Origin of the sequence: Clostridium pascui, assembly GCF_016908015.1 — a bacterium.
Lineage (GTDB): Bacteria > Bacillota > Clostridia > Clostridiales > Clostridiaceae > Clostridium_AK > Clostridium_AK pascui.
This window is the reverse complement of sequence record NZ_JAFBDB010000012.1, coordinates 23,198-43,332: the sequence shown is the minus strand read 5'-3', so window position 1 is coordinate 43,332 and position 20,135 is coordinate 23,198. Positions and strand designations below refer to the sequence as shown.

The 20,135-nt window shown below is 30.8% G+C and carries 22 protein-coding genes and 3 tRNA genes; 2 read left to right on the top strand and 23 right to left on the bottom strand.

Annotated elements, in window-relative coordinates:
• Window positions 1-11: 11 nt before the first annotated feature.
• The 4 genes from JOC70_RS18475 to JOC70_RS18460 all read right to left on the bottom strand — a co-directional run bounded on the left by JOC70_RS18475 (window position 12) and on the right by JOC70_RS18460 (window position 1,577).
• Window positions 12-87: transfer RNA gene (locus JOC70_RS18475), tRNA-Val, on the bottom strand.
• 9 nt (window positions 88-96) lie between these two features.
• Window positions 97-171, bottom strand: a tRNA-Glu gene (locus tag JOC70_RS18470).
• Between the two features lie 198 nt (window positions 172-369).
• Window positions 370-1,185 (bottom strand): pyruvate, water dikinase regulatory protein, encoded by an 816-nt coding sequence (locus JOC70_RS18465; RefSeq protein WP_204600339.1) that lies wholly within the window; start codon window positions 1,183-1,185, stop codon window positions 370-372.
• Window positions 1,186-1,193: 8 nt separating this feature from the next.
• The gene (locus JOC70_RS18460) at window positions 1,194-1,577 is read right to left on the bottom strand and encodes a CoA-binding protein (protein ID WP_204600338.1); all 384 of its coding nucleotides are present in this window, start codon (window positions 1,575-1,577) and stop codon (window positions 1,194-1,196) included.
• Window positions 1,578-1,735: 158 nt separating this feature from the next.
• On the opposite strand from JOC70_RS18460, the gene JOC70_RS18455 reads away from it, so the two are divergent.
• Window positions 1,736-2,959 (top strand): BaiN/RdsA family NAD(P)/FAD-dependent oxidoreductase, encoded by a 1,224-nt coding sequence (locus JOC70_RS18455; protein ID WP_204600337.1) that lies wholly within the window; start codon window positions 1,736-1,738, stop codon window positions 2,957-2,959.
• Between the two features lie 140 nt (window positions 2,960-3,099).
• Here JOC70_RS18455 and JOC70_RS18450 read toward each other — a convergent pair whose 3' ends face one another.
• The 4 genes from JOC70_RS18450 to JOC70_RS18435 form a co-directional block, all read right to left on the bottom strand.
• Window positions 3,100-3,846, bottom strand: coding sequence for an acyl-[acyl-carrier-protein] thioesterase (locus tag JOC70_RS18450; protein WP_204600336.1), 747 nt, complete (start codon window positions 3,844-3,846; stop codon window positions 3,100-3,102).
• Between the two features lie 137 nt (window positions 3,847-3,983).
• Window positions 3,984-4,169 carry a DUF1858 domain-containing protein gene (locus JOC70_RS18445; RefSeq protein WP_035310136.1) on the bottom strand — a complete coding sequence of 62 codons (186 nt, stop codon included), beginning with the start codon at window positions 4,167-4,169 and terminating at the stop codon, window positions 3,984-3,986.
• A 115-nt stretch (window positions 4,170-4,284) separates the two neighbouring features.
• Window positions 4,285-5,571, bottom strand: a complete 1,287-nt coding sequence (locus JOC70_RS18440) for an adenylosuccinate synthase (protein ID WP_204600335.1) — start codon at window positions 5,569-5,571, stop codon at window positions 4,285-4,287.
• Between the two features lie 32 nt (window positions 5,572-5,603).
• Window positions 5,604-7,010, bottom strand: coding sequence for an NAD(P)/FAD-dependent oxidoreductase (locus JOC70_RS18435; RefSeq protein WP_204600334.1), 1,407 nt, complete (start codon window positions 7,008-7,010; stop codon window positions 5,604-5,606).
• Window positions 7,011-7,247: 237 nt separating this feature from the next.
• On the opposite strand from JOC70_RS18435, the gene pgsA reads away from it, so the two are divergent.
• Window positions 7,248-7,763 (top strand): CDP-diacylglycerol--glycerol-3-phosphate 3-phosphatidyltransferase, encoded by a 516-nt coding sequence (gene pgsA, locus JOC70_RS18430; protein WP_204600333.1) that lies wholly within the window; start codon window positions 7,248-7,250, stop codon window positions 7,761-7,763.
• Between the two features lie 36 nt (window positions 7,764-7,799).
• Here pgsA and JOC70_RS18425 read toward each other — a convergent pair whose 3' ends face one another.
• The 15 genes from JOC70_RS18425 to JOC70_RS18355 all read right to left on the bottom strand — a co-directional run bounded on the left by JOC70_RS18425 (window position 7,800) and on the right by JOC70_RS18355 (window position 20,128).
• Window positions 7,800-8,237 carry an ACT domain-containing protein gene (locus tag JOC70_RS18425; RefSeq protein WP_204600332.1) on the bottom strand — a complete coding sequence of 146 codons (438 nt, stop codon included), beginning with the start codon at window positions 8,235-8,237 and terminating at the stop codon, window positions 7,800-7,802.
• Between the two features lie 346 nt (window positions 8,238-8,583).
• Complete coding sequence (locus JOC70_RS18420; protein ID WP_204600331.1) at window positions 8,584-10,074, bottom strand: L,D-transpeptidase family protein; 1,491 nt, start codon at window positions 10,072-10,074, stop codon at window positions 8,584-8,586.
• Between the two features lie 145 nt (window positions 10,075-10,219).
• Window positions 10,220-10,295: transfer RNA gene (locus JOC70_RS18415), tRNA-Thr, on the bottom strand.
• Window positions 10,296-10,380: 85 nt separating this feature from the next.
• On the bottom strand, window positions 10,381-11,718 hold the full coding sequence (locus JOC70_RS18410; protein WP_204600330.1) for a replicative DNA helicase: 1,338 nt from the start codon (window positions 11,716-11,718) through the stop codon (window positions 10,381-10,383).
• Between the two features lie 13 nt (window positions 11,719-11,731).
• A complete protein-coding gene (gene lonC, locus JOC70_RS18405; RefSeq protein ID WP_204600342.1) occupies window positions 11,732-13,576 on the bottom strand; it encodes a Lon family ATP-dependent protease in 1,845 nt (614 codons plus the stop codon).
• A gap of 66 nt (window positions 13,577-13,642) precedes the next feature.
• Window positions 13,643-14,086 (bottom strand): 50S ribosomal protein L9, encoded by a 444-nt coding sequence (gene rplI, locus JOC70_RS18400; protein WP_204600329.1) that lies wholly within the window; start codon window positions 14,084-14,086, stop codon window positions 13,643-13,645.
• Window positions 14,083-16,077: a DHH family phosphoesterase gene (locus tag JOC70_RS18395; protein WP_204600328.1), complete on the bottom strand. Its 1,995-nt coding sequence runs from the start codon at window positions 16,075-16,077 to the stop codon at window positions 14,083-14,085. Before JOC70_RS18395 ends, rplI begins: the two co-directional genes overlap by 4 nt.
• Before the next feature lie 12 nt (window positions 16,078-16,089).
• Window positions 16,090-17,079: a YybS family protein gene (locus tag JOC70_RS18390; protein ID WP_204600327.1), complete on the bottom strand. Its 990-nt coding sequence runs from the start codon at window positions 17,077-17,079 to the stop codon at window positions 16,090-16,092.
• A gap of 11 nt (window positions 17,080-17,090) precedes the next feature.
• Window positions 17,091-17,408, bottom strand: coding sequence for a MazG-like family protein (locus tag JOC70_RS18385; RefSeq protein ID WP_035310118.1), 318 nt, complete (start codon window positions 17,406-17,408; stop codon window positions 17,091-17,093).
• A gap of 230 nt (window positions 17,409-17,638) precedes the next feature.
• Window positions 17,639-17,917 (bottom strand): 30S ribosomal protein S18, encoded by a 279-nt coding sequence (rpsR, locus tag JOC70_RS18380; RefSeq protein ID WP_204600326.1) that lies wholly within the window; start codon window positions 17,915-17,917, stop codon window positions 17,639-17,641.
• A gap of 20 nt (window positions 17,918-17,937) precedes the next feature.
• On the bottom strand, window positions 17,938-18,375 hold the full coding sequence (locus JOC70_RS18375; protein WP_204600325.1) for a single-stranded DNA-binding protein: 438 nt from the start codon (window positions 18,373-18,375) through the stop codon (window positions 17,938-17,940).
• 14 nt (window positions 18,376-18,389) lie between these two features.
• Window positions 18,390-18,677, bottom strand: a complete 288-nt coding sequence (gene rpsF, locus JOC70_RS18370; protein WP_204600324.1) for a 30S ribosomal protein S6 — start codon at window positions 18,675-18,677, stop codon at window positions 18,390-18,392.
• 103 nt (window positions 18,678-18,780) lie between these two features.
• Window positions 18,781-18,999, bottom strand: coding sequence for a DUF951 domain-containing protein (locus tag JOC70_RS18365; protein WP_035310110.1), 219 nt, complete (start codon window positions 18,997-18,999; stop codon window positions 18,781-18,783).
• Window positions 18,992-19,837: a mechanosensitive ion channel family protein gene (locus JOC70_RS18360; RefSeq protein ID WP_341534923.1), complete on the bottom strand. Its 846-nt coding sequence runs from the start codon at window positions 19,835-19,837 to the stop codon at window positions 18,992-18,994. The genes JOC70_RS18365 and JOC70_RS18360 overlap by 8 nt, the downstream gene beginning before the upstream one ends.
• Before the next feature lie 30 nt (window positions 19,838-19,867).
• Window positions 19,868-20,128, bottom strand: a complete 261-nt coding sequence (locus JOC70_RS18355) for a putative Se/S carrier protein (protein WP_204600323.1) — start codon at window positions 20,126-20,128, stop codon at window positions 19,868-19,870.
• Between the last annotated feature and the right edge of the window lie 7 nt (window positions 20,129-20,135).

The following is a 20,135-nucleotide window of genomic DNA, read 5'->3' as shown; positions in this document are numbered from 1 at the left end:
GGGCCATAATGTGGTGGGAACAACAGGGATCGAACCTGTGACCCTCTGCTTGTAAGGCAGATGCTCTCCCAGCTGAGCTATGCTCCCACATTATAATGGTGACCCCTACGAGACTCGAACTCGTGTTACCACCGTGAAAGGGTGGTGTCTTAACCGCTTGACCAAGGGGCCTTATTTATCGGGTGTTTTGCTTTGTTGTGTCAGCCACCCGACATAGAATATAATACAGGAAAGTCTTCTAAGTGTCAACAACTTTTTCAAACTTTTTTTATATATTTTTTTATTTTTTATTTTTTCCCTGTTAAAGTACTGATTTTACTATATTTCTACAGACCCATATTTCTACAAAATTACACTTATTAAAATAAATTAATGATCTTTTGTTCCAATATAACCTATGGACTCCATTATTAAAAGTGCTGTATCTTCTATGGCTCTTTTTGTTACATCTATAATTTTACATCTTAATCTCCTCATCACCTTATCTGCAAATTCTAACTCCTGAAGTACTCTTTCTGCATTTGCATATTGTATTTCTGATGAAAGTGTAGAGAATTTATCCATTCTATGTTTTCTTATTTCTATTAATCTCATAGGTTCTATAGTAAGTCCTATTATCCTTTTGCTATCTATTTCAAGTAATTCCTGTGGCATTGGAATTTCAGGCATTAATGGAACATTTAAGGCCTTTATACCCTTGTTAGCCAAATACATACATAGTGGCGTTTTTGATGTTCTTGATAACCCAACTAATACTACATCTGCATGTTTTATACCACTATTGTCTTTGCTATCATCATACTGCATTGCAAATTCCATAGCCTCAATTTTCTTAAAATATTTAGCATCCATATCTCTGACTGCCCCTGGCTTGTAGTCAGGAAGCTTATTTAAAATTCTAGAAGCGGTACTAATGCAAGGTCCTAGTATATTTACAATACGTATACCCTTTTCAATACACCTCTCAACTAAAAATTCTCTAACATCAACTAAAACTATAGTATTTATTATCATGCTATGCTCAGGATCATCTATACTATCTATAAGCTCATCTACCGCCTCAAAAGTCTTCACATAAGTTATTCTCTTTACTTTTATATTTTCATTAAACTGCATTGCTGTAGCCCTTGCTACTTGTTCAGCAGTTTCTGCTATAGAATCTGATACCGCATAAATTGTAAGCATTAAAATATCTACCTCTTTCTATTGTAGTAGGAAAGTTCTACTAGTGCACATCCCTCTATAGCTATAATACCGTTTTCTCTACAAAAACTCAATATTTCTTCACTTTGTGCTCCTGGTTGTATTAAAACCTTATCTATTTCCAATTCCTTAGCCTCTATAAGCACTTTCTCACCTTGTATAGGATTTATACATAAGTCTATTACATCAATGCTATAAGGAACATCCTTTAACGATTTATATACACTTGGATCTTGACTACTAGGATGCATTCCTACAGCATTAAAATCATGCTCTTTTAAGCTATTTAATATTCTATGTGCATACTTTTCACTATTTAATACATCCCCTATTACTACCCAATTTTTATATTCTAGAAACTTTTGTCCATCCATAAAAAATCCTCCTTTATTCTCATTTTTTAGAACTATTATATGTTGAAAAATCATTGCTGTATTAATTATTTTTTACTATTTTTAAAAATATATAATTGATAAAGTAAAATTTATGATTTACTATATTGGTAAATAAACTTTAAAAGGAGAAAACTATCATGCATTATGATATTATAGTAGTTGGTGCTGGTGCCTCAGGTATTATGACTGCTATCACCTCTAAAGATCGTGGACTGGAAGTAGCTATTTTAGAAGGAAGCAATCGTATAGGCAAGAAAATACTCACTACAGGGAATGGTAGATGCAATATAACAAATAAATATTCAAATATAGAAAACTTTCACAGCTTAAACAATAACTTCCCCAAAAATGTGCTAAATAACTTTACAGTTAATGATACCTTAAACTTTTTTAAATCTATTGGTTTGCCACTAGTAGAGCTAGAAGAAGGAAAAATGTTTCCCTTATCCTTACAAGCTTCATCTGTATTAGATATATTAAGATTTGCTTTAGAAGAGCGAAATATACCTATACATTTAGATACAAAAATAAATAAAGTGAAATATGAAAAAAATATTTTTAAAATTTTTACAAAGGAATCTGAGACTTATACTTGCGACAAACTTGTACTTAGTTGTGGTGGCTCATCTGCTCCAAATACTGGATCTGATGGCAGTGGATATGCTTTAGCAAAGACCTTAGGGCATACTATAATATCACCAGTTCCTGGATTGGTGCAATTAAAGCTTGATTATTCTAAACTAAAAGCTCTATCCGGAATAAAACTTCAAGGTTCCGTAGAGGCCTTTTCAAATAGCATTTTTATACGTAAAGAGTATGGAGAACTTCTTTTTACTGACTATGGAATATCAGGCCCCCCTATACTACAAATTAGCAGCTTAATTTCCAGAGATTTATATAACAAACACCAAATAATCTTAAAAATAGATATGTTCCCTCATATAGACTATGAAAGCATGAAAGAATTTCTTGATAATCACTTTGGCGTATTTGGATATAGAAGCATTTCAGAGTCTTTAATAGGAATATTAAATAAAAAATTGATACCTATACTTTTAAAAGAAGCACATATTACTGATATACATAAACCTTGCTTTAACCTTTCATGGAAAGAACGAGAAGACATATTAAACCTTGTTAAGTCATGGAAATTTAATGTATATGACACAAATTCTTTTGCAAGCTCCCAAGTAACTTGCGGTGGAATAGATACTACTGAAGTTAACTCTATTACTCTAGAATCTAATAAGATGAAAAATTTATTCTTTACTGGAGAAATATTAGATGTAAATGGTGATTGTGGTGGATTTAATTTACAATGGGCTTGGAGTAGTGGCTATACAGTAGGAATGTCACTTTAAAAGATACTAATGATTTTTAATCTTTCAGGATTAAGGTATTAGGTCTGGGCTTTCAGAAAATTTCACTTAAGTGAAATTTTCAAATTTCCCAATTCCTAATCCTTATTCCTTTTACTTAAAAACTTCTAGCAAAACCTTTGCTATCTTGTCCAAGTAGTCTCCGCCACAGTTAATTCATTTCCTTCTTTATCCATAACTTTATGCTTACATACTGCCTTTCCATCTATCTCATGTACTTCAACACATGAATCTATAACTTCTCCATAGGTTGTTTCTTTTTCATAAGTTATAATTAAATTGCTTAAACTATATTGTGTAACTATATTTAATGGAACAGCTTCCAATATCCATGAGATATACTTAGAATTATTAACATGTCCATTAGTATCTATATCGCTATACCTTACATCAAAGGTTTTGCAAAACTCACTTTCATTAGGTGCTGTAATCCTTGGTATATCAATAATTTCATTATCATCCTTACTCAAACAGTAACCAGTATACATTTCCTCTTGTACCCTAACAGGCTTTCTAGTTTCAATGTCTATTAAAAACCACAGTGAATCAGCCTCTACTAGTACGCTTCCTTCAATATCTAGTATGTAAAACTTTCTATATGCATAAAACTTTCTAAATGAATAAGGAACTGTTCTTGCAATAATCTTTTCTCTATAAGTTGGATATCTATGTACTTTCACATTCCACTTATAAAGTACCCACGCCATATTAACTTTTTTTAAATAATCAATTCCCATGTTTCTATCTTCAGATTGCTTGCTTGATATATCCCCAAAATAATTCATCAAGCTAGTAAATAAAGCTCTTCCCTTATAATCAACTTCATAAAAGTGTATTTCATACTCTTTATCTGTTACAAGCTTACCCATTGTTATCCTCCCATTAATTAACCTTATTTTACAATAATTATATCACTAAAATATCTACATCTATATCTTATTAATATAAAATTAAGCTTTAAATAAATAATAAAAATACTCCTAGCTAAGAGCTAGGAGTATTTTTATTATTTATTTAAAGCTTCCATTAATTGATTTAAATCTAAACCATGAACCATAGCAGCCTGTTCTACTGTTTCAGCTTGAGCTGATGGGCAAAACACACAACCCATTCCAAAGCCTGCTAATACTTCTGCAGCTTCAGGTTTGTTTTTTATAACTTCACCTATAGTCATATCTTTAGTAATATTCATATTATCTACCTCGCTTTATTTATTTATTAAAGTATATAATAATAGTCTACTTTAGTTAATTATATACAACTAATATCGAAGTTTCAAGTACATACATAAAAATATTTATTAAATTTTAAAGTTCATCTACATTCATAGTTTGATTTCTCTTAGGACCTACAGATACTATAGATATTCTAGTTCCTGTGAATTCCTCTATCTTATTTAAGTATATCTTTGCGTTTTCTGGTAGATCTTCATAACTTCTAGCATTTTCAATACTTTCATCCCAGCCCTTAAATTCTTCATATACTGGTTCACATTTTGCTAAATCTTCTAAGCTTGCAGGTACATAATCTATTACCTTACCATTGAAATTATATCCTACACATACCTTTAAAGTGTCTAGGCCTGCTAAAGTATCTATTTTAGTTACAGCAAAGCTTGTAAGACCTGAAACTCTAGCTGCAGTTTTTAATATAACTAAATCTAACCATCCACATCTTCTTGCTCTTCCAGTAGTTACTCCATACTCATGGCCCTTTTCTCTTATCCATTCACCTGTTTGATCAGAAAGTTCTGTAGGGAATGGTCCTTTACCAACTCTAGTTGTATAAGCTTTTGCTATACCCACTGCATTAGTTATCATAGTTGGACCAACACCTGCTCCTGTACATACTCCACCTGCAATGGTATTAGAAGATGTTACATAAGGATACGTACCATAATCTATATCTAGTAGTGTACCCTGAGCTCCTTCAAATAATACTTCCTTTTTAGCCTTGATATTATCATGTACTACTACAGAAGTCTCTGCAACATATTCCCTCATCTTTTCAGCATAGTTTATATATTCGTTAAATATAGTTTCAAAATCAAGGGCTTCTTCTCCATATATCTTAGTTATAATATCATTTTTATCTTTTACATTTTCTGCAAGCTTCTCTTTGAAAACTTCAGTATGCATTAAATCACATACTCTTATACCGCTTCTTTCCATCTTATCTGTATAGCAAGGTCCTATTCCTTTTCCTGTAGTTCCGATATCCTTGCTTCCTCTAGATCTTTCTTTTATGCCATCTAATACTCTATGGTATGGCATTATAAGCTGTGCTCTATCACTTATTAAAAGGTTCTTAGGCGTAATTTCTACTCCAAGTTCCTTTAAATATTCCATCTCTTCAAACAACGCCTTTGGATCTAATACTACACCATTACCTATTATATTTAACTTATTTCCATAAAGTATACCTGATGGAATTAAGTGAAGTTTATACTGTTTCTCTCCAACTTCTACTGTGTGACCAGCATTATTACCACCTTGATATCTAACAACCACATCTGCATTTTCTGCAAGGTAATCTGTCATTTTACCCTTTCCTTCATCTCCCCATTGAGCTCCTAATACTATATATGCTGACATACAAATTCCTCCTAATCTTTAATTAAAATCATCTAAAGTTTTTTATCTATATCTCTAGCCACTACTACTCCTGTAACTGATGCTTGCATAAGCCCTCTAGTAATTCCGGCTCCGTCGCCTATTGTATAAAAGTTTTCTACGGCAGTTTCAAAATGATTATTGGTTTCAAATTTGCTTGAATAAAACTTTACTTCTACTCCATATAACAAAGTATTTTTGCTATATAGCCCTGGTGCTATTTTATCAAAAGCCTTTAAAGCTTGAACTATAGATGTCAGATGTCTTTGAGGTAATACAAAGCTTAAATCTCCTGGTACAGCTGACTTTAATGTAGGGATTGTCGTTGATTTACTAAGCCTTGAAGTATCTGTTCTTCTTCCATTTAATAAATCCCCAAGTCTTTGAACCATGATTCCTCCACCAGTTAACATGTTTCCTAACTTTGCAATATATTTTCCATAATCTATTGGTTGATTAAACGGCTCTGTAAAGGTAGTGGATACTAATAATGCAAAATTAGTATTTTCTGTTCTTAGCTCCTTTTCTGAGTAACTGTGTCCATTTACCACAGCTATATTTTCATCATAATGTTCCTCTGATACTACTCCTCCCGGATTCATACAAAAAGTTCTTACCTTATTTTCAAATTCATCAGAATAATAAACAAGTTTTGCCTCATAAAGATCCTTTGTTAAGTGATCCATAATGGAATTAGGTACTTCAACTCTGACTCCTATATCAACTGCATTATTTTTAGTTTTTATATTGTGAGCCTTAGCTTGTTTATTAAGCCACTCTGCACCACCTCTTCCTGGCGCTGCTATAACATAATCTGCATATATGGTTTTTAGTCCCTCTTTATTCTTAATAGTAATTCCTTTGATTTTTTCATCTTCCATTAACAGCTCTTCAACTTCTGTTAACTCACTAAAATCTGTGTTTGTATTGTTTATTAAATGATAATACATGGCTCTTAAAACATCATAAGCAAGCTCTGTACCTAAGTGCCTTACTGGGCATTCCACAAGTCTTATATTATGCTTACTTGCTTCATATTCTATTTTATCTACTTTCTCATTATTTAATCCATAAACTGTTTCATTTGCTCCAAATTTTAGATATATATCATCACAATATTTAATTAAACTCTTACATTCTTCTTCACTAAAATATTCTAGTATTCTTCCGCCAACTTCAGGGCTTAAAGAAAGTTTTCCATCAGAAAAAGCCCCTGCACCAGACCATCCAAATGTTATTCCACAAGGATTACAATTCACACATTTACCTGTGGTTCTAGCGGGACATGCTCTCTTTTCTATATTTCTTCCTTTATCTATTATAAGAACATTTATCTCTGGCCTCAATTTAGTAATCTCTAAAGCTGTAAATATACCTGCAGGGCCAGCACCTATTACTATTATATCATACTTATTTTTCATACTATCCCCTCCCGTATCATGGTAGCAAATTTGAAATCATCCGTCAATACATATACGAATATTTAAAGTAATTTTTCTTTTAAAATTCGTCAAAGCTGCATGTCATTAATTTTTTTATACATTTTCAAAATTTGTTTAATATTTTATATAAATTCATTATCAATTATTATATACATTGTTATAATATTAATATAACCATTTATTAAAGCTTACATTAATTATATAGGAGCGATTTAAATGAATATTCCTAATTTACTTACGCTTTTTAGAATGTTTCTTATCCCAATATTTATTCTTACATTTTTTTCAAATATAACTAATAGCTTTGCATATTCTATGTATGTTTTTTTTATAGCAGGTTTTACTGATGTATTAGATGGATATATTGCTAGAAAACACAACTTAATAACTAGATGGGGAACAGTATTAGATCCCTTAGCTGATAAATTAATGCTAATAACAGTATTAGCTTGCCTTACATTAAAAAATTTAATACCTAATCTAATTTTGATAGTTGTAGCTATCAAAGAAGTTGCTATGATTATCGCTGGAGTTGTGCTTTATAATAAAAACTTTATCATCCCTTCTAATATCTTTGGAAAAATGTCCACACTTATTTTTTATTTAGCCATACTAGTTTTAAGCTTTAATATTTTATATGGAAGATACGTTCTATATTTAGCAGTTATAAGTGCACTTGTAGCATTTTTTAACTATTTAATGTTATATATAAAAAAAAGAGATGAAGCATAACTTGCAACATCTCTTTTGCCACCTTGCTGAGCATTATTAATCCATAGCCACTAATTCAAGCTTTATTACATGATTCATGTCTCTAATCTCATCTAAAAAATCATTTAACTCTATGTTTAAACATGACATATCAAACGTAATATTTACATTTGCTGTATTATTCATAGGAATTTCCTGATTTATGGTTAATATGTTTCCCTTATAAAAAGCTACCTTATCTAATATTTTTGAAAGGGTTCCTGGCTCATGGTCTAAAGTTAAAGCTATTATAACCTTTCTACTATTTAGGTTTTCTGAAACAGCAAATACATAATCTTTATATTTATAGTAAGTACTCCTACTTATTCCAATAATTTTTACTGCTTCTGTTATTTCTTTTACTTTCCCTGATTTCATTAGCTCTTTTACTTCTAAAACCTTCTCAAACACATTTGGTAATACACTGGTATGTATCATTAAAAACTTACTTGTCATAATTTCACCTCATCAACACTATAATGATATGTTAATTATACAATAATGCTATCATATATAAAATAAACATACAACTGCTTTATTGTATTTAGTATAGGCTATTTAAGATTAATTATGAGTTTTTATTGACATATATATCTTTAGATGCTAGAGCAAACCTGTTTAAACCTTGGAAACACATGTATTTTTAAAGCAAACATGTTAATTCTTCCATATTGAAAAATTTAGAATTAATTTACTAGAACTTTTCATTAAACAACTGTCTATATATATGAAACCATGAAAATGGTTTAGGTACGCAAAAAAGGAGAACAAATCTTGCTCCCCTTTTTTATTTATATCATTGTTAATCTTGTATTACTACCAAAGCATTACGCGGAATATTATCATACATCCACTTAATATATGCATCTGGTAATCTTATACATCCATGAGATGCTCTTGTACCCAACTTTTCATATTCAGATGTCATAATAGAACCATCTAAGTTATGAAGTACACTATGGAACAAATAATCATAATTTATTCTTATAAAATTATAACATATATATCCCTTTTCTTGACCAAAGGATGGCCCTCTTCCCCCTACCAAATACCTTCCTGTAGGAGTAGGTGTATAATATCCTCCCGTTGAACATATAAAGGTTTTATAAAGCTGTCCTGATTTATATATATATACTTTTTGATCACTTATATCTACTACTATACTATATGAATTTACAGGAGTTATCTTTTTAACATAATCTTTTCTTATATATCCCTTTATAACATTTGAGGTTTCATAATCTCTTGTTTGTACATAATAAAAGTCTCCACTTGTTCCTAATACATTTAATACTTGAGTACTCCCATAAATATACCCTAATATTTTAGAAGAAGTGCTTGCACTCTGTCTTACATTAATTCGTTCAACTTCACTAGCATTACCTACATACACCGGCTCAATTTTTGGTGCTTCTGGATATGCTGGTTTAGGTGGTGCTGGCCTTTTTACAGCTTTTACATCATAACTTTGTAATGTATCGTAATCTCCTAAAGAATCTTTATACTTCCCTGGTATATTAGCTTTTTTTACTCTAACTTGTATTTTATAATCTCCTAAAGCAAGCTTGCCTGTCTCTATTTTTGTTTCTTGAGTTCCTAAATATGCAGTTGTGTATGCCGAAGTTACTTCAGACCACTTTTTACTACTATTTGAATATATAAAAACCTTGTATTGAACATAATCATTAAAGTTAGAGGTTAACTTTATTGTTACTTTATCTCCCTCATATACATTACTTGATGCTAAAGTAGCCTTTAATTGTGGTAAGATATCTTGCTCAGATGTTACATCTATCACTTTTAAATCTTCATATTTAACTTCTGCAGTCCCAATCTTCATGGATTTAGTCCCTTCTGAATCTAAAAGTTTAGCAAAGACATATACTTTATATTTTCCTGCTAGAAGTTGAGGCATTACTTTAACATAGCTATCTTTAGCTTTAATGCCTTCTGAATAATTAGTGGTGATGTCTGTCCATTCGTTTCTATCTATTGATTGAAGTACAACCTTATATTGAACTTCTTTATCATAAGTAGATTTTATAATAAGTGTTGCCCTATCCTTTTCAAAAATACTTTGCTTATCTATTTCTATTGTTGTATGTTTTAATATAGTGTCTTGTTCTTTAACATCGTTAGTAATTATTTCATCCTCGTTATCTTCTTCAGTATTATTTATAATTACTGTATTACCATCTTCTGCCTTAACTTTATTAACAGGTAAATACATAACCATGCTAAATACCATTAGAATAATAAAAAATAAATTAATACGCTTTAACTCTTTAACCATACCCGGCCTCCATTTTTATATAAGTTAGTACAAGCTATGACTATATTATAATACAAAACCAGACTTTTATGGCGATAAGTTTATATATTAAGTTAAATTTAATAATTGTTTTATTGATAAAAATCTCCCTTAAATTTCAATAACTTGGTGCTCCCGACAGGAATTGAACCTGCGACCTACTGATTACGAATCAGTTGCACTACCAACTGTGCTACAGGAGCATAATCCATATATATACTACCATAATTATACATTTATATCAATTTATAAATGTATAAAAACAAGTAGGGAATCCCTACTTGTTTCTTATTCTTGATGTATAACATCCAATCTTCCAAACTTACTATATTGTCCTAACCATGCAAGTTTAACTGTTCCAGTAGGACCATTTCTTTGTTTAGCTATAATACATTCTGCCACGTTTTTCTCTTCAGTTTCCTTATTATAGTACTCATCTCTATATAAGAACATAACTAAATCCGCATCCTGCTCTATAGAACCTGACTCTCTTAAGTCAGATAACATTGGTCTATGATCTGTTCTTTGTTCAGGAGCACGAGAAAGCTGAGATAGTGCTATTACAGGACATTGCATTTCCTTTGCTAGTGCCTTAATAGATCTAGATATTTCAGATACCTCTTGTTGTCTACTTTCATTACCCTTACTTCCTGACATAAGCTGTAGGTAATCTATAAGTATTAAATCTATTCCATGTTCTATCTTTAACTTTCTACATTTAGATCTCATTTCCATAACAGAGATACCTGCAGTATCATCTATAAATATTCTAGCTGTTGAAAGTGGTCCTGATGCCTTTGCTATACTTTCCCAATCCCTATCCTCCAGATTTCCTGTTCTAAGCTTCAACATATCTACATTAGCTTGTGAGCATAGGAGTTTGTATGCTAGCTGTTCCTTAGACATTTCCAGTGAAAATACAGCAACACTTTTTCCTTCTCTAAGTGCGGCATATTCTGCTAAGTTAAGGGCAAAGGTTGTCTTTCCCATAGAAGGTCTAGCTGCAATTAGCACCATATCTCCTCTTTGAAAACCAGAAGTTTTGGAATCCAGCTCAGGAAAACCTGAAGGTACGCCTGTTACACCGCCTTTATTATTGAAGAGTCGTTCTATTTCTAAAAATCCTCTTTCAAGTACAGTGTTCATGGCCTCAAAATCACTTGTATCTCTATTACTGCCTATATCAAAAATCTTTTTTTCCGCTATATCTACAACAGAAGCTACATCATCTTGCTTATTATAACTTTGTTCTATAATATCAGTAGATGCACGTATAAGTTTCCTTAGTGTAGATTTATCTTTAACAATCTTTATATAAGATTGAAGATTAGCTGTAGAGATAACTGAAGTACAAACCTGACTTATATAAGTTATTCCCCCAGCATCTTCAAGTCTCTCCTTTGATTGCAAATGTTCTGTAAGAGTTATCAAATCTACCGCTGTATCTTTTTGATATAAGTCCATTATTGCATTAAATATTACTTGATGAGCATCTTTATAAAAATCTGAGGCTTGTAAAACTTCTGCTGATTGTGCTATTGAAGTTTTATCTATAATCATGGAACCAAGCACACTTTGTTCTGCCTCTATATTATGGGGCATGCTTCTTAATACTGGTGTATCCAAACCTCATCTCTCCTTAGTCTTTAAACACTAGCTTCATTAATTCCTCTATATCTTCTACTGCCTTTACTTCTATATCCTTTAAACCAACAGGGACTTCTTTACTATTGTCCTTAGGTATTATAATTTGTCTTATACCTTTTCTTCTAGCACCGTATATCTTTTCAAATATACCCCCTACAGGCTTGACTTTTCCTCTTAAGGATATTTCTCCTGTTATTGCTATATCTTGTTTTATAGGTTTGTTTAATAGTGAGCTTATTATACACATAGTAATAGCAGCACCTGCTGAAGGGCCATCAATACGTCCTCCACCTATTATATTTACATGTATATCATAATCACTCATATCCTTATCGGTTATCTTTCTTATTACAGATGCAGCATTAAACACTGAATCCTTAGCCATAGAACCTGCAGTATCATTAAATCTTACCTTGCCTTGTCCTTTTTCTTTAGCATCAAATATAGCCGCTTCAATTTCGATGGTAGAACCTATATATCCACTAACTCCTAATCCATAAATGTGACCTATTTCATACCTATCTCCATTTTGCACTTCTTCATAAGGAGTAAGCCTATTTATGGATATAACTTGTTTTAAATCCTCTAGTGATATTATTACTTTTTCATTAGCATCTATATTATTCTTGTATAATACATACCCATATACATCTGCAAGTATATTTACTGCTTTTCTTCCTTCAATGGTATATCTACTTATAATTTCTGCTAATCCATCTTCCATTTCTATATTTAACTTTTTTGCTGCATTTTCAATTATAATTTCTATATCCTTCGGGGTCAATGGTTCAAAGTATACCTCAGTACATCTTGATCTTAAGGCAGGATTTATTTCTTCAGGTTCCCTAGTAGTTGCTCCTATAAGTATAAAATCTGCAGGAGCCCCTTTATCGAATAAGTATTTAATATACTTAGGTGTACTTTCATCATCTGGGTCATAATAAGAAGATGAAAATTCAACTCTTTTATCCTCTAAAACCTTAAGAAGCTTATTTTGAAGTATATTGTCTAGTTCTCCTATTTCATCAATAAATAGAACTCCTCCATGAGCCTCTGTTACCAGGCCTGGCTTTGGTTCAGGCACTCCGATTTCTGCTAAATCTCTCTTACTTCCTTGATATATAGGATCATGAACAGATCCAAGCAGGGGATTGGTTATTTCTCTAGGATCCCATCTTAAAGTAGTTCCATCCACTTCAACAAAGTTAGACTCTTCTTTAAATGGAGTATTTTTCATTTTCTTTGCTTCTTCTAAGGCTAATCTTGCAGCAGTAGTTTTGCCTACTCCTGGAGGTCCATAGAGTATTATATGCTGAGGGTAAGGAGATGCAATTTTAGAAAGTAGTGATTTTATTGCCCTCTCCTGACCTACAATTTCATCAAAACATTCTGGTCTCAAAAGAGATTGGATATTCTTAGTAAGCTTTTGTGAATCCAAAACTTCTAGCTGAGCATATTTTTTAAGTGTTTTGGCATTCTCTGGTCCTTTTTGCTTTTTAATTATTCCAAGCCTTATCTCATCTATATATTTTTCTTGCTTCTCATTCAAAAGGGTTTCAACTTCTTTTTCAATATTACTTTGAACATATCTTTTAGCAAGTATTTGTGATATCCATTCATTTGTATTTTGAAGAGCGTCATATACGCTTTTTTTATCTGGAATAATTTCTATACCTTTTCCATCACTTATTATTTTATTTAAGGCATATAACCTCTTATATGGGTCTACACCACTGATATATTTTTGCAACTTATATTTTACTATTCGTGATTTTATAGTTTTTTCATCTACTATTTTGCCTAACATTTCCCATAACACATTTACTTGTGTTTCCATAGATAGAGAATCAACTATATCCTTTTCAAATTCACCAACAAATTGAGATTTCAACTCATATCCTCCTTATTGATGGTCCACAACAACTTTAATCTTTGTAGAGATTTCAGGGTATATTTTTACTTCTACCTCATAAGTTCCTAACTGTCTTATAACATCAACTACTATCTTTTTCTTATCTATATCTATGTTAAACTTTTTCTTTAACTCCTCTGAAATGTCTTTACCCGTTATGGACCCAAATAATCTTCCATGTTCTCCAGTTTTAACTTTAATAAGTATTTCCTTGCCTTGTATTTCTTTAGCTAACTTTTGTGCCTGTTCTATTTCTGCAGTCTTTTGTCTTCTTTCTGCTTCCTTTTTATTATTTAATACATGCATATTAGAATCATTTGCCTCTATTGCTAATTTTCTTGGAAATAAAAAATTCCTTGCATATCCATCAGATGTATTAACTACATCACCTTTCTTTCCCAATTTTTTAACATCTTGTAATAATATTACCTTCATTTATAGTCACCTTCCCTTAAGTATTTATCTATAGCATTTTTTAATTTTTCTACAGCTTCTTCTATTGTATTAGACTTTAATTTAGCTCCTGCCATAGTCATGTGCCCACCACCACCTAAAGCTTCCAGTATTACCTGCACATTTATATCTCCTAAGGAACGACCACTTATGTGTATATCATCTTCTATTTTAGCAAAAACAAATGATGAATGAATACCTGTAATATTTAGTAGTTCATCCGCTGCTTGTGCAGCTAATACAATATTTTCTATTTCTGGCGGACATATCGATATGGCAATTCCATTTATTACTTCAGCTGACTTTATTATCTCATATCTTTTTAAATAAGTGTCTAAGTCATCTGAAAACAACTTCTTAACATCTATAGTATCAGCACCTAACTTTCTTAAAAAAGAGGCCGCCTCAAAAGTCCTTACCCCTGTCTTAAAATAAAAGTTCTTTGTATCTACACATATTCCTGCAAGCAAAGCCTCAGCTTCTAATACCTTTAATTGTGGCTTGTCACTCATATATTGTATCATTTCTGTTACCATTTCTGAAGTAGATGAAGCATATGGCTCTATATAACTCAATAAAGTTCCTTCTACAAAATTAGAGGACTTTCTATGATGATCTATTATAACTGTTTTCTTTGCCTTTTCTACTAATCTTATATCTTCCACATGGCCCTTACTATGAACATCCACTAATATAAGTAATGTATCTTCATCTAACTTATCTATAGCATCAATTGTACTTATAAATGCATTATTATAATCCTTTTCATTCTTAAGTTTCTCCATTATTATTTTAATACTGTTATTTACCTCATCTAACACTATATTACATTGCTTATTTAGAGAGTTAACAGTACTATAAATACCAACTGCTGCTCCTAAACAATCTATATCCATATTTACATGACCCATAATAAGAACTGCACTACTTTCATTTATAAGATCTAAAAGAGCATGAGCTATGACTCTAGCTCTCACCTTAGTTCTTTTTTCTACTTCCTTAGTTTTTCCTCCATAAAAGGAAAGTTTCTCTCCATTTTTTACAACCGCCTGATCTCCCCCTCTTCCCAGGGCCAAATCTTTAGCTGATGCTGCAAATTTTTGATTTTCTATAGGATTTTTTCCACCTCGTCCTATACCCATACTTAAAGTTACTGTAAGTTTATTTCCTATATCTATTTCACGTATATTATCTAAGACATCGAACTTTTTCTCCATTTCTTTTTGAATATACTTGTTTTGAACAGATAATACATATTTATTTGAATCGTATTTTTTTGACATAGCATTAAGATTTTGAGAATAGCTATTAATAACTTTTTCTATTTCTGCTATCAAAATAGGCTTCTTATCTTCTTCAGTACTCTTTATTACTTCATCTAGATTATCTACCTCAATAAGCATTACAGTTTCCTTATTTTCATCAACACTTGTCATCATATGATAAAAATCTGTTACATCATATAGGTATACAAGAATCATCTTTTCCTTATTACTTGCCTTGCTTTCATTACCTTCAACTATATTAGTATAAATATCGAAGTAACTATCCTGTAGTTTTACATATTTAAATGAATTTTTTTTACCTTCTAATATTTGCCTTATATTTAATTCTTTTATAAAATCGTTTATATTTTTATCTAATATATCTTGGTTACTTAAAACTTGAGAGAAATTTTGATTATACCATAATATGTTTCCCTTTTTCCCTATAATAAGCATTGGAAATGGTAGATTTACCAATGTGTTTCTAGTAGCATTATCTAATTTAGAAGAAAAGTTTTCTATAAACTTTTTCCACTTGTTTTTCTTAGTTTTATTTGTTCTTATATTGTATACTATAAGGCCAATATATATGAAGCTAGCTAATAAACCAATTATATAATTATAATAACTTACAAACATAACCAATATAGCTATCATTATCATATAAATTTTGTTGGTAGTAAAAAAATAATTATAATTATTATCCATACGGGACCCCCATTAACTTGTTTTCCAAATCCTATTTGGGTCAAGCTTCCTAAAATCTGCAATGATATCTATTACTCCAAGTATTATATACACAATTGCTAATTGAGAAACTGTTGTAAATACTATTAATGCAACAATAACTCCCTTGGATAAACTTAATTTATTACTTAGATAATAAGTTACTAGTGCTATTCCATCAAATAAAAATGCATACAAAAGCATTAACTCCGAAGAAATCGATATATACTCACCTACAGTTATATTTAACCTTATAAGTATAATTCCTATAAGCATTATTATAGCTAATACTGTTACAAATCTTATATCAATATACATTCTGGAAAACTTAGGCATTTCCTTTATATTATATCCTAATTTTCTGAGTATTAATCGAGTAATTATATAACTTAAAAATGCAAATATAACCGAAGAAATAAGAAGAGCTGATGGTATAAGCTTCATCATATAATCTACTGTAAAAATACCTATCATACTTTTAAACATCTTAATTTGCTCTGACGGCATTCCCATTTTCTCGTAAAAACTTATACTCATATTCATAGATTCATTTATAGTCCTAACAACTTCACTCATAAACTTTGTTACACTTGTTCCACTAATTAATGTTATATATACAGTAAAGTCAATAACAGATCCTATTAAAGATGCTACTGCTAAAAGCATTATAGTGGTAGGTACACTTAGTTCTCTTTTTATACTATACCCTAATGCAATACCCGTAAGCCCAAACATTATTGCACTAGTTAATCCGGATAGCGGGTTGTTAATTAAAGAAATTAATATACCACTTGCAGCTAAAGCTGTAAATGTAACCTTTGAATTATGTCTTAAATACAACAATGTAACTGGAATTGGAAGAATAAACTTTAATACATATGAAAATATAGGCATGTATATATTTATTAACATTAGAATTAAAATAATACATGTCATAATTCCAGCTTCTACAGTACTTTTAGTAGCATATTTTTGATCTTTCATATTATTCCACCTTACTGCCTTTCCTTAAGATGAGAATATAATCTGCTTAAATCCTTATTTTCTTTTTCTACTTTATCTTCCTCGAGTATTCCCATTTTTAATTTTCTTTTCATATTTTCATCTACTGCAGTATAAGAATATCCAAGTCTTTCTGCTAATATATATAATACTGTTATTGACCCTGCAATGCAGTCAAGTATAGCTTCTTGAGCTACATTACTTCCACGAGTTAATAATCTAAAAAAATCTCCTATTAAACATAACAGTTCTGCCTTTAGTTCCTCTATTACTTTTATGTTATGCATTATATTAAAATCATCCTTTTTCATGTTTTCACCTCTTTTAATCCCTTTTTGCTAAAACCCGGTTATCTAAAGTTATACACATAATATAATTATAAGTTTACTATAAATATTTTACAATAATTATATTCCATTTTACCATTTATAATCCTTTATTGCATAAGGTTATATATCGATTAAAGCTCATTATATATTTATATTGTATATAAAAAAAAGAAAGGATAAATCCTTTCTTTAAGCAATCTATATAAACTTTATTATTCTGTTGTGAATGGTAATAAAGCTATGTTTCTTGCTCTCTTTATTGCATCTGTAAGTGCTCTCTGATGCTTTGCACAAGTTCCGGAAATTCTTCTTGGAAGAATCTTTCCTCTTTCAGTTATATATTTTCTTAATTTGTTTATATCTTTGTAGTCAATGCTTTCTGCTTTGTCTACACAGAACATACAAACTTTTCTTCTTGATCTTCTCATTTTTCCAGAAGATCTTCTGTTTCCGTTATCTCTATCTCTATCTCTACCAGATTCTCTGCTCATTTTTCAACCCTCCTTTATTATTAAAATGGTATCTCTCCATCATCTATAGGAGTGATATCATCAGAATAGGAACCATCAAATCCTCCTGGCATGCCAGTCTGTGGGTAGCCTCCATTGATTGGGTCTGCTGTGGATTGTCTGTTTCCCCATTCAAGAAATTGAACCTCTTCTGCAACTATCTCGGTTATGTACCTTCTAGTTCCGTCCTTAGCTTCATAACTTCTTGTTTGAATTCTACCGCTAACTCCCATAAGTTTACCTTTGCTCATGTAATTAGCTGTAGATTCTGCTTGTTTTCCCCATACCACTACAGGGATAAAGTCCGCTTCTCTATTGCCATCTTTAGAAAATCTTCTATCGACAGCTAATGTAAAGGTGGCTACTGCTGTACCATTCCCAGGAGTAAATTTTAACTCTGGGTCTTTGGTAAGCCTTCCTATTAAAACTACTTTATTCATTTTAGCACCACACCTTATTTTTCTTCTTTAACTATTATATGTCTTATAACTGAATCATTGATTCTAAATAATCTATCTAATTCTTTTGGTAATTCTGGGCCAGCGTTGAAGTTAAATAATGTATAATAACCTTCGCTGATTTTGTTAATTTCATAAGCTAATTTTCTTCTACCCCAGAAATCAACATTTTCTACTACTCCACCATTGCTTTCAATAGCACCTTTAAATTTTTCCACAGTTGCTTTAACTGCTTCCTCATCTAATGATGGATTAAGTATAAATATAGTTTCATATTTTCTCATTAGATTTCACCTCCTCCCCTTGGACTTACGGCTGTGATTTTCACAGCAGGGACTACCGATATATTTTATCATCTATTTTTATAAAAATCAATAGTTTTTATATCTATTTTAAAATATCTTCTTTATTTTCTTCGTTACTACATTTTACTACCTTTTTCATATCCTTTTCAAATTTACTTCTTGGAAGCATTATTATTCTTCCACATCCGCAGCATTTTATTTTTATGTCTGCTCCCATTCTTATAATTTCCCACTCCTTACTTCCACATGGGTGATCCTTTTTCATTTCAACGATATCTCCCAAATTAAAAATTTTAACCATTTTGCTCCTCCTTTATTATTTTCATTTTAGTGTATGGTCTCTTAATATTTTCTCTATCTAATAAATGCATTATTTTTTCTCTTAATTCTACTTCAACATCCCAATGTGTTAAAGGCTTAGACTTTCCTACTATCCTTATAGTAAATGAAGTTTCATTCATTGCTGTAACTCCTATAACTTTTGGCCCTTCTACTATATTTTTATTTTCTATCTTAAATTCCTTACACATTTCTTTTATCATCTTCATTACATTATCTAAATTCTCATCATTTGAAATACTTATATCAAGAAGAAATCTCACATTTCCTCTAGAATGATTTGTTACATTGCTTATAGTACCGTTAGGGATTATATGTAAATCTCCATTAAAATTTCTTACTCTCGTTATTCTAAGCTCTATAGTTTCTACAATGCCAGCATTTCCATCTATTGTAACATAATCTCCTACAGCATATTGATCCTCAAATAATATAAAAAATCCGTTTATTACGTCCTTTATGAGATTCTGAGCTCCAAGACCTATAGCCACACCACCAAAGCTTGCAAAGGTAAGTCCTCTAATTCCAAATAACATTTCTACAATTATAAATATTCCTATAGAATATATGGAATATTTTAGTATACTTTTAAGTATTGCACCTAATGTATTAGATCTCTTTTCATTTAGCGAAAACCTCATATTACTTTGTTTACTTACAAATCTATTTATTACGTTATTTCCTATTTTTCTTAATAAATACATTAAAATAAGTATAATTAAAACCTTAATAGTTGTATAAATTGCTCCATATATATTTAGCTTATCTAAAAAACTACTTATATTACTAAAACTATACACTATGTATTCCTCCCTGATAATTATAAAGCACTATTCTTCATTATTATATATTCTCCTATATGCACTTTCCTCTCTTCCAAATATAGCCTTTGCTGTGAGCTTATTTTCTGTTATTAGTTCCTTTATTTTATTTATATCATCTGAACTTACTTTAATGCTTATGCCACAGCTTTGAGTAATTCCTGTAGGGGTGGGCATTATAGTCATATCTATACTATTTTCTTTTAAAAATTTTTCTGCCTTTATTGAGTCAAGTGTATTTTTAAAAACTAAAACATAATACTGTGTCATTATTATC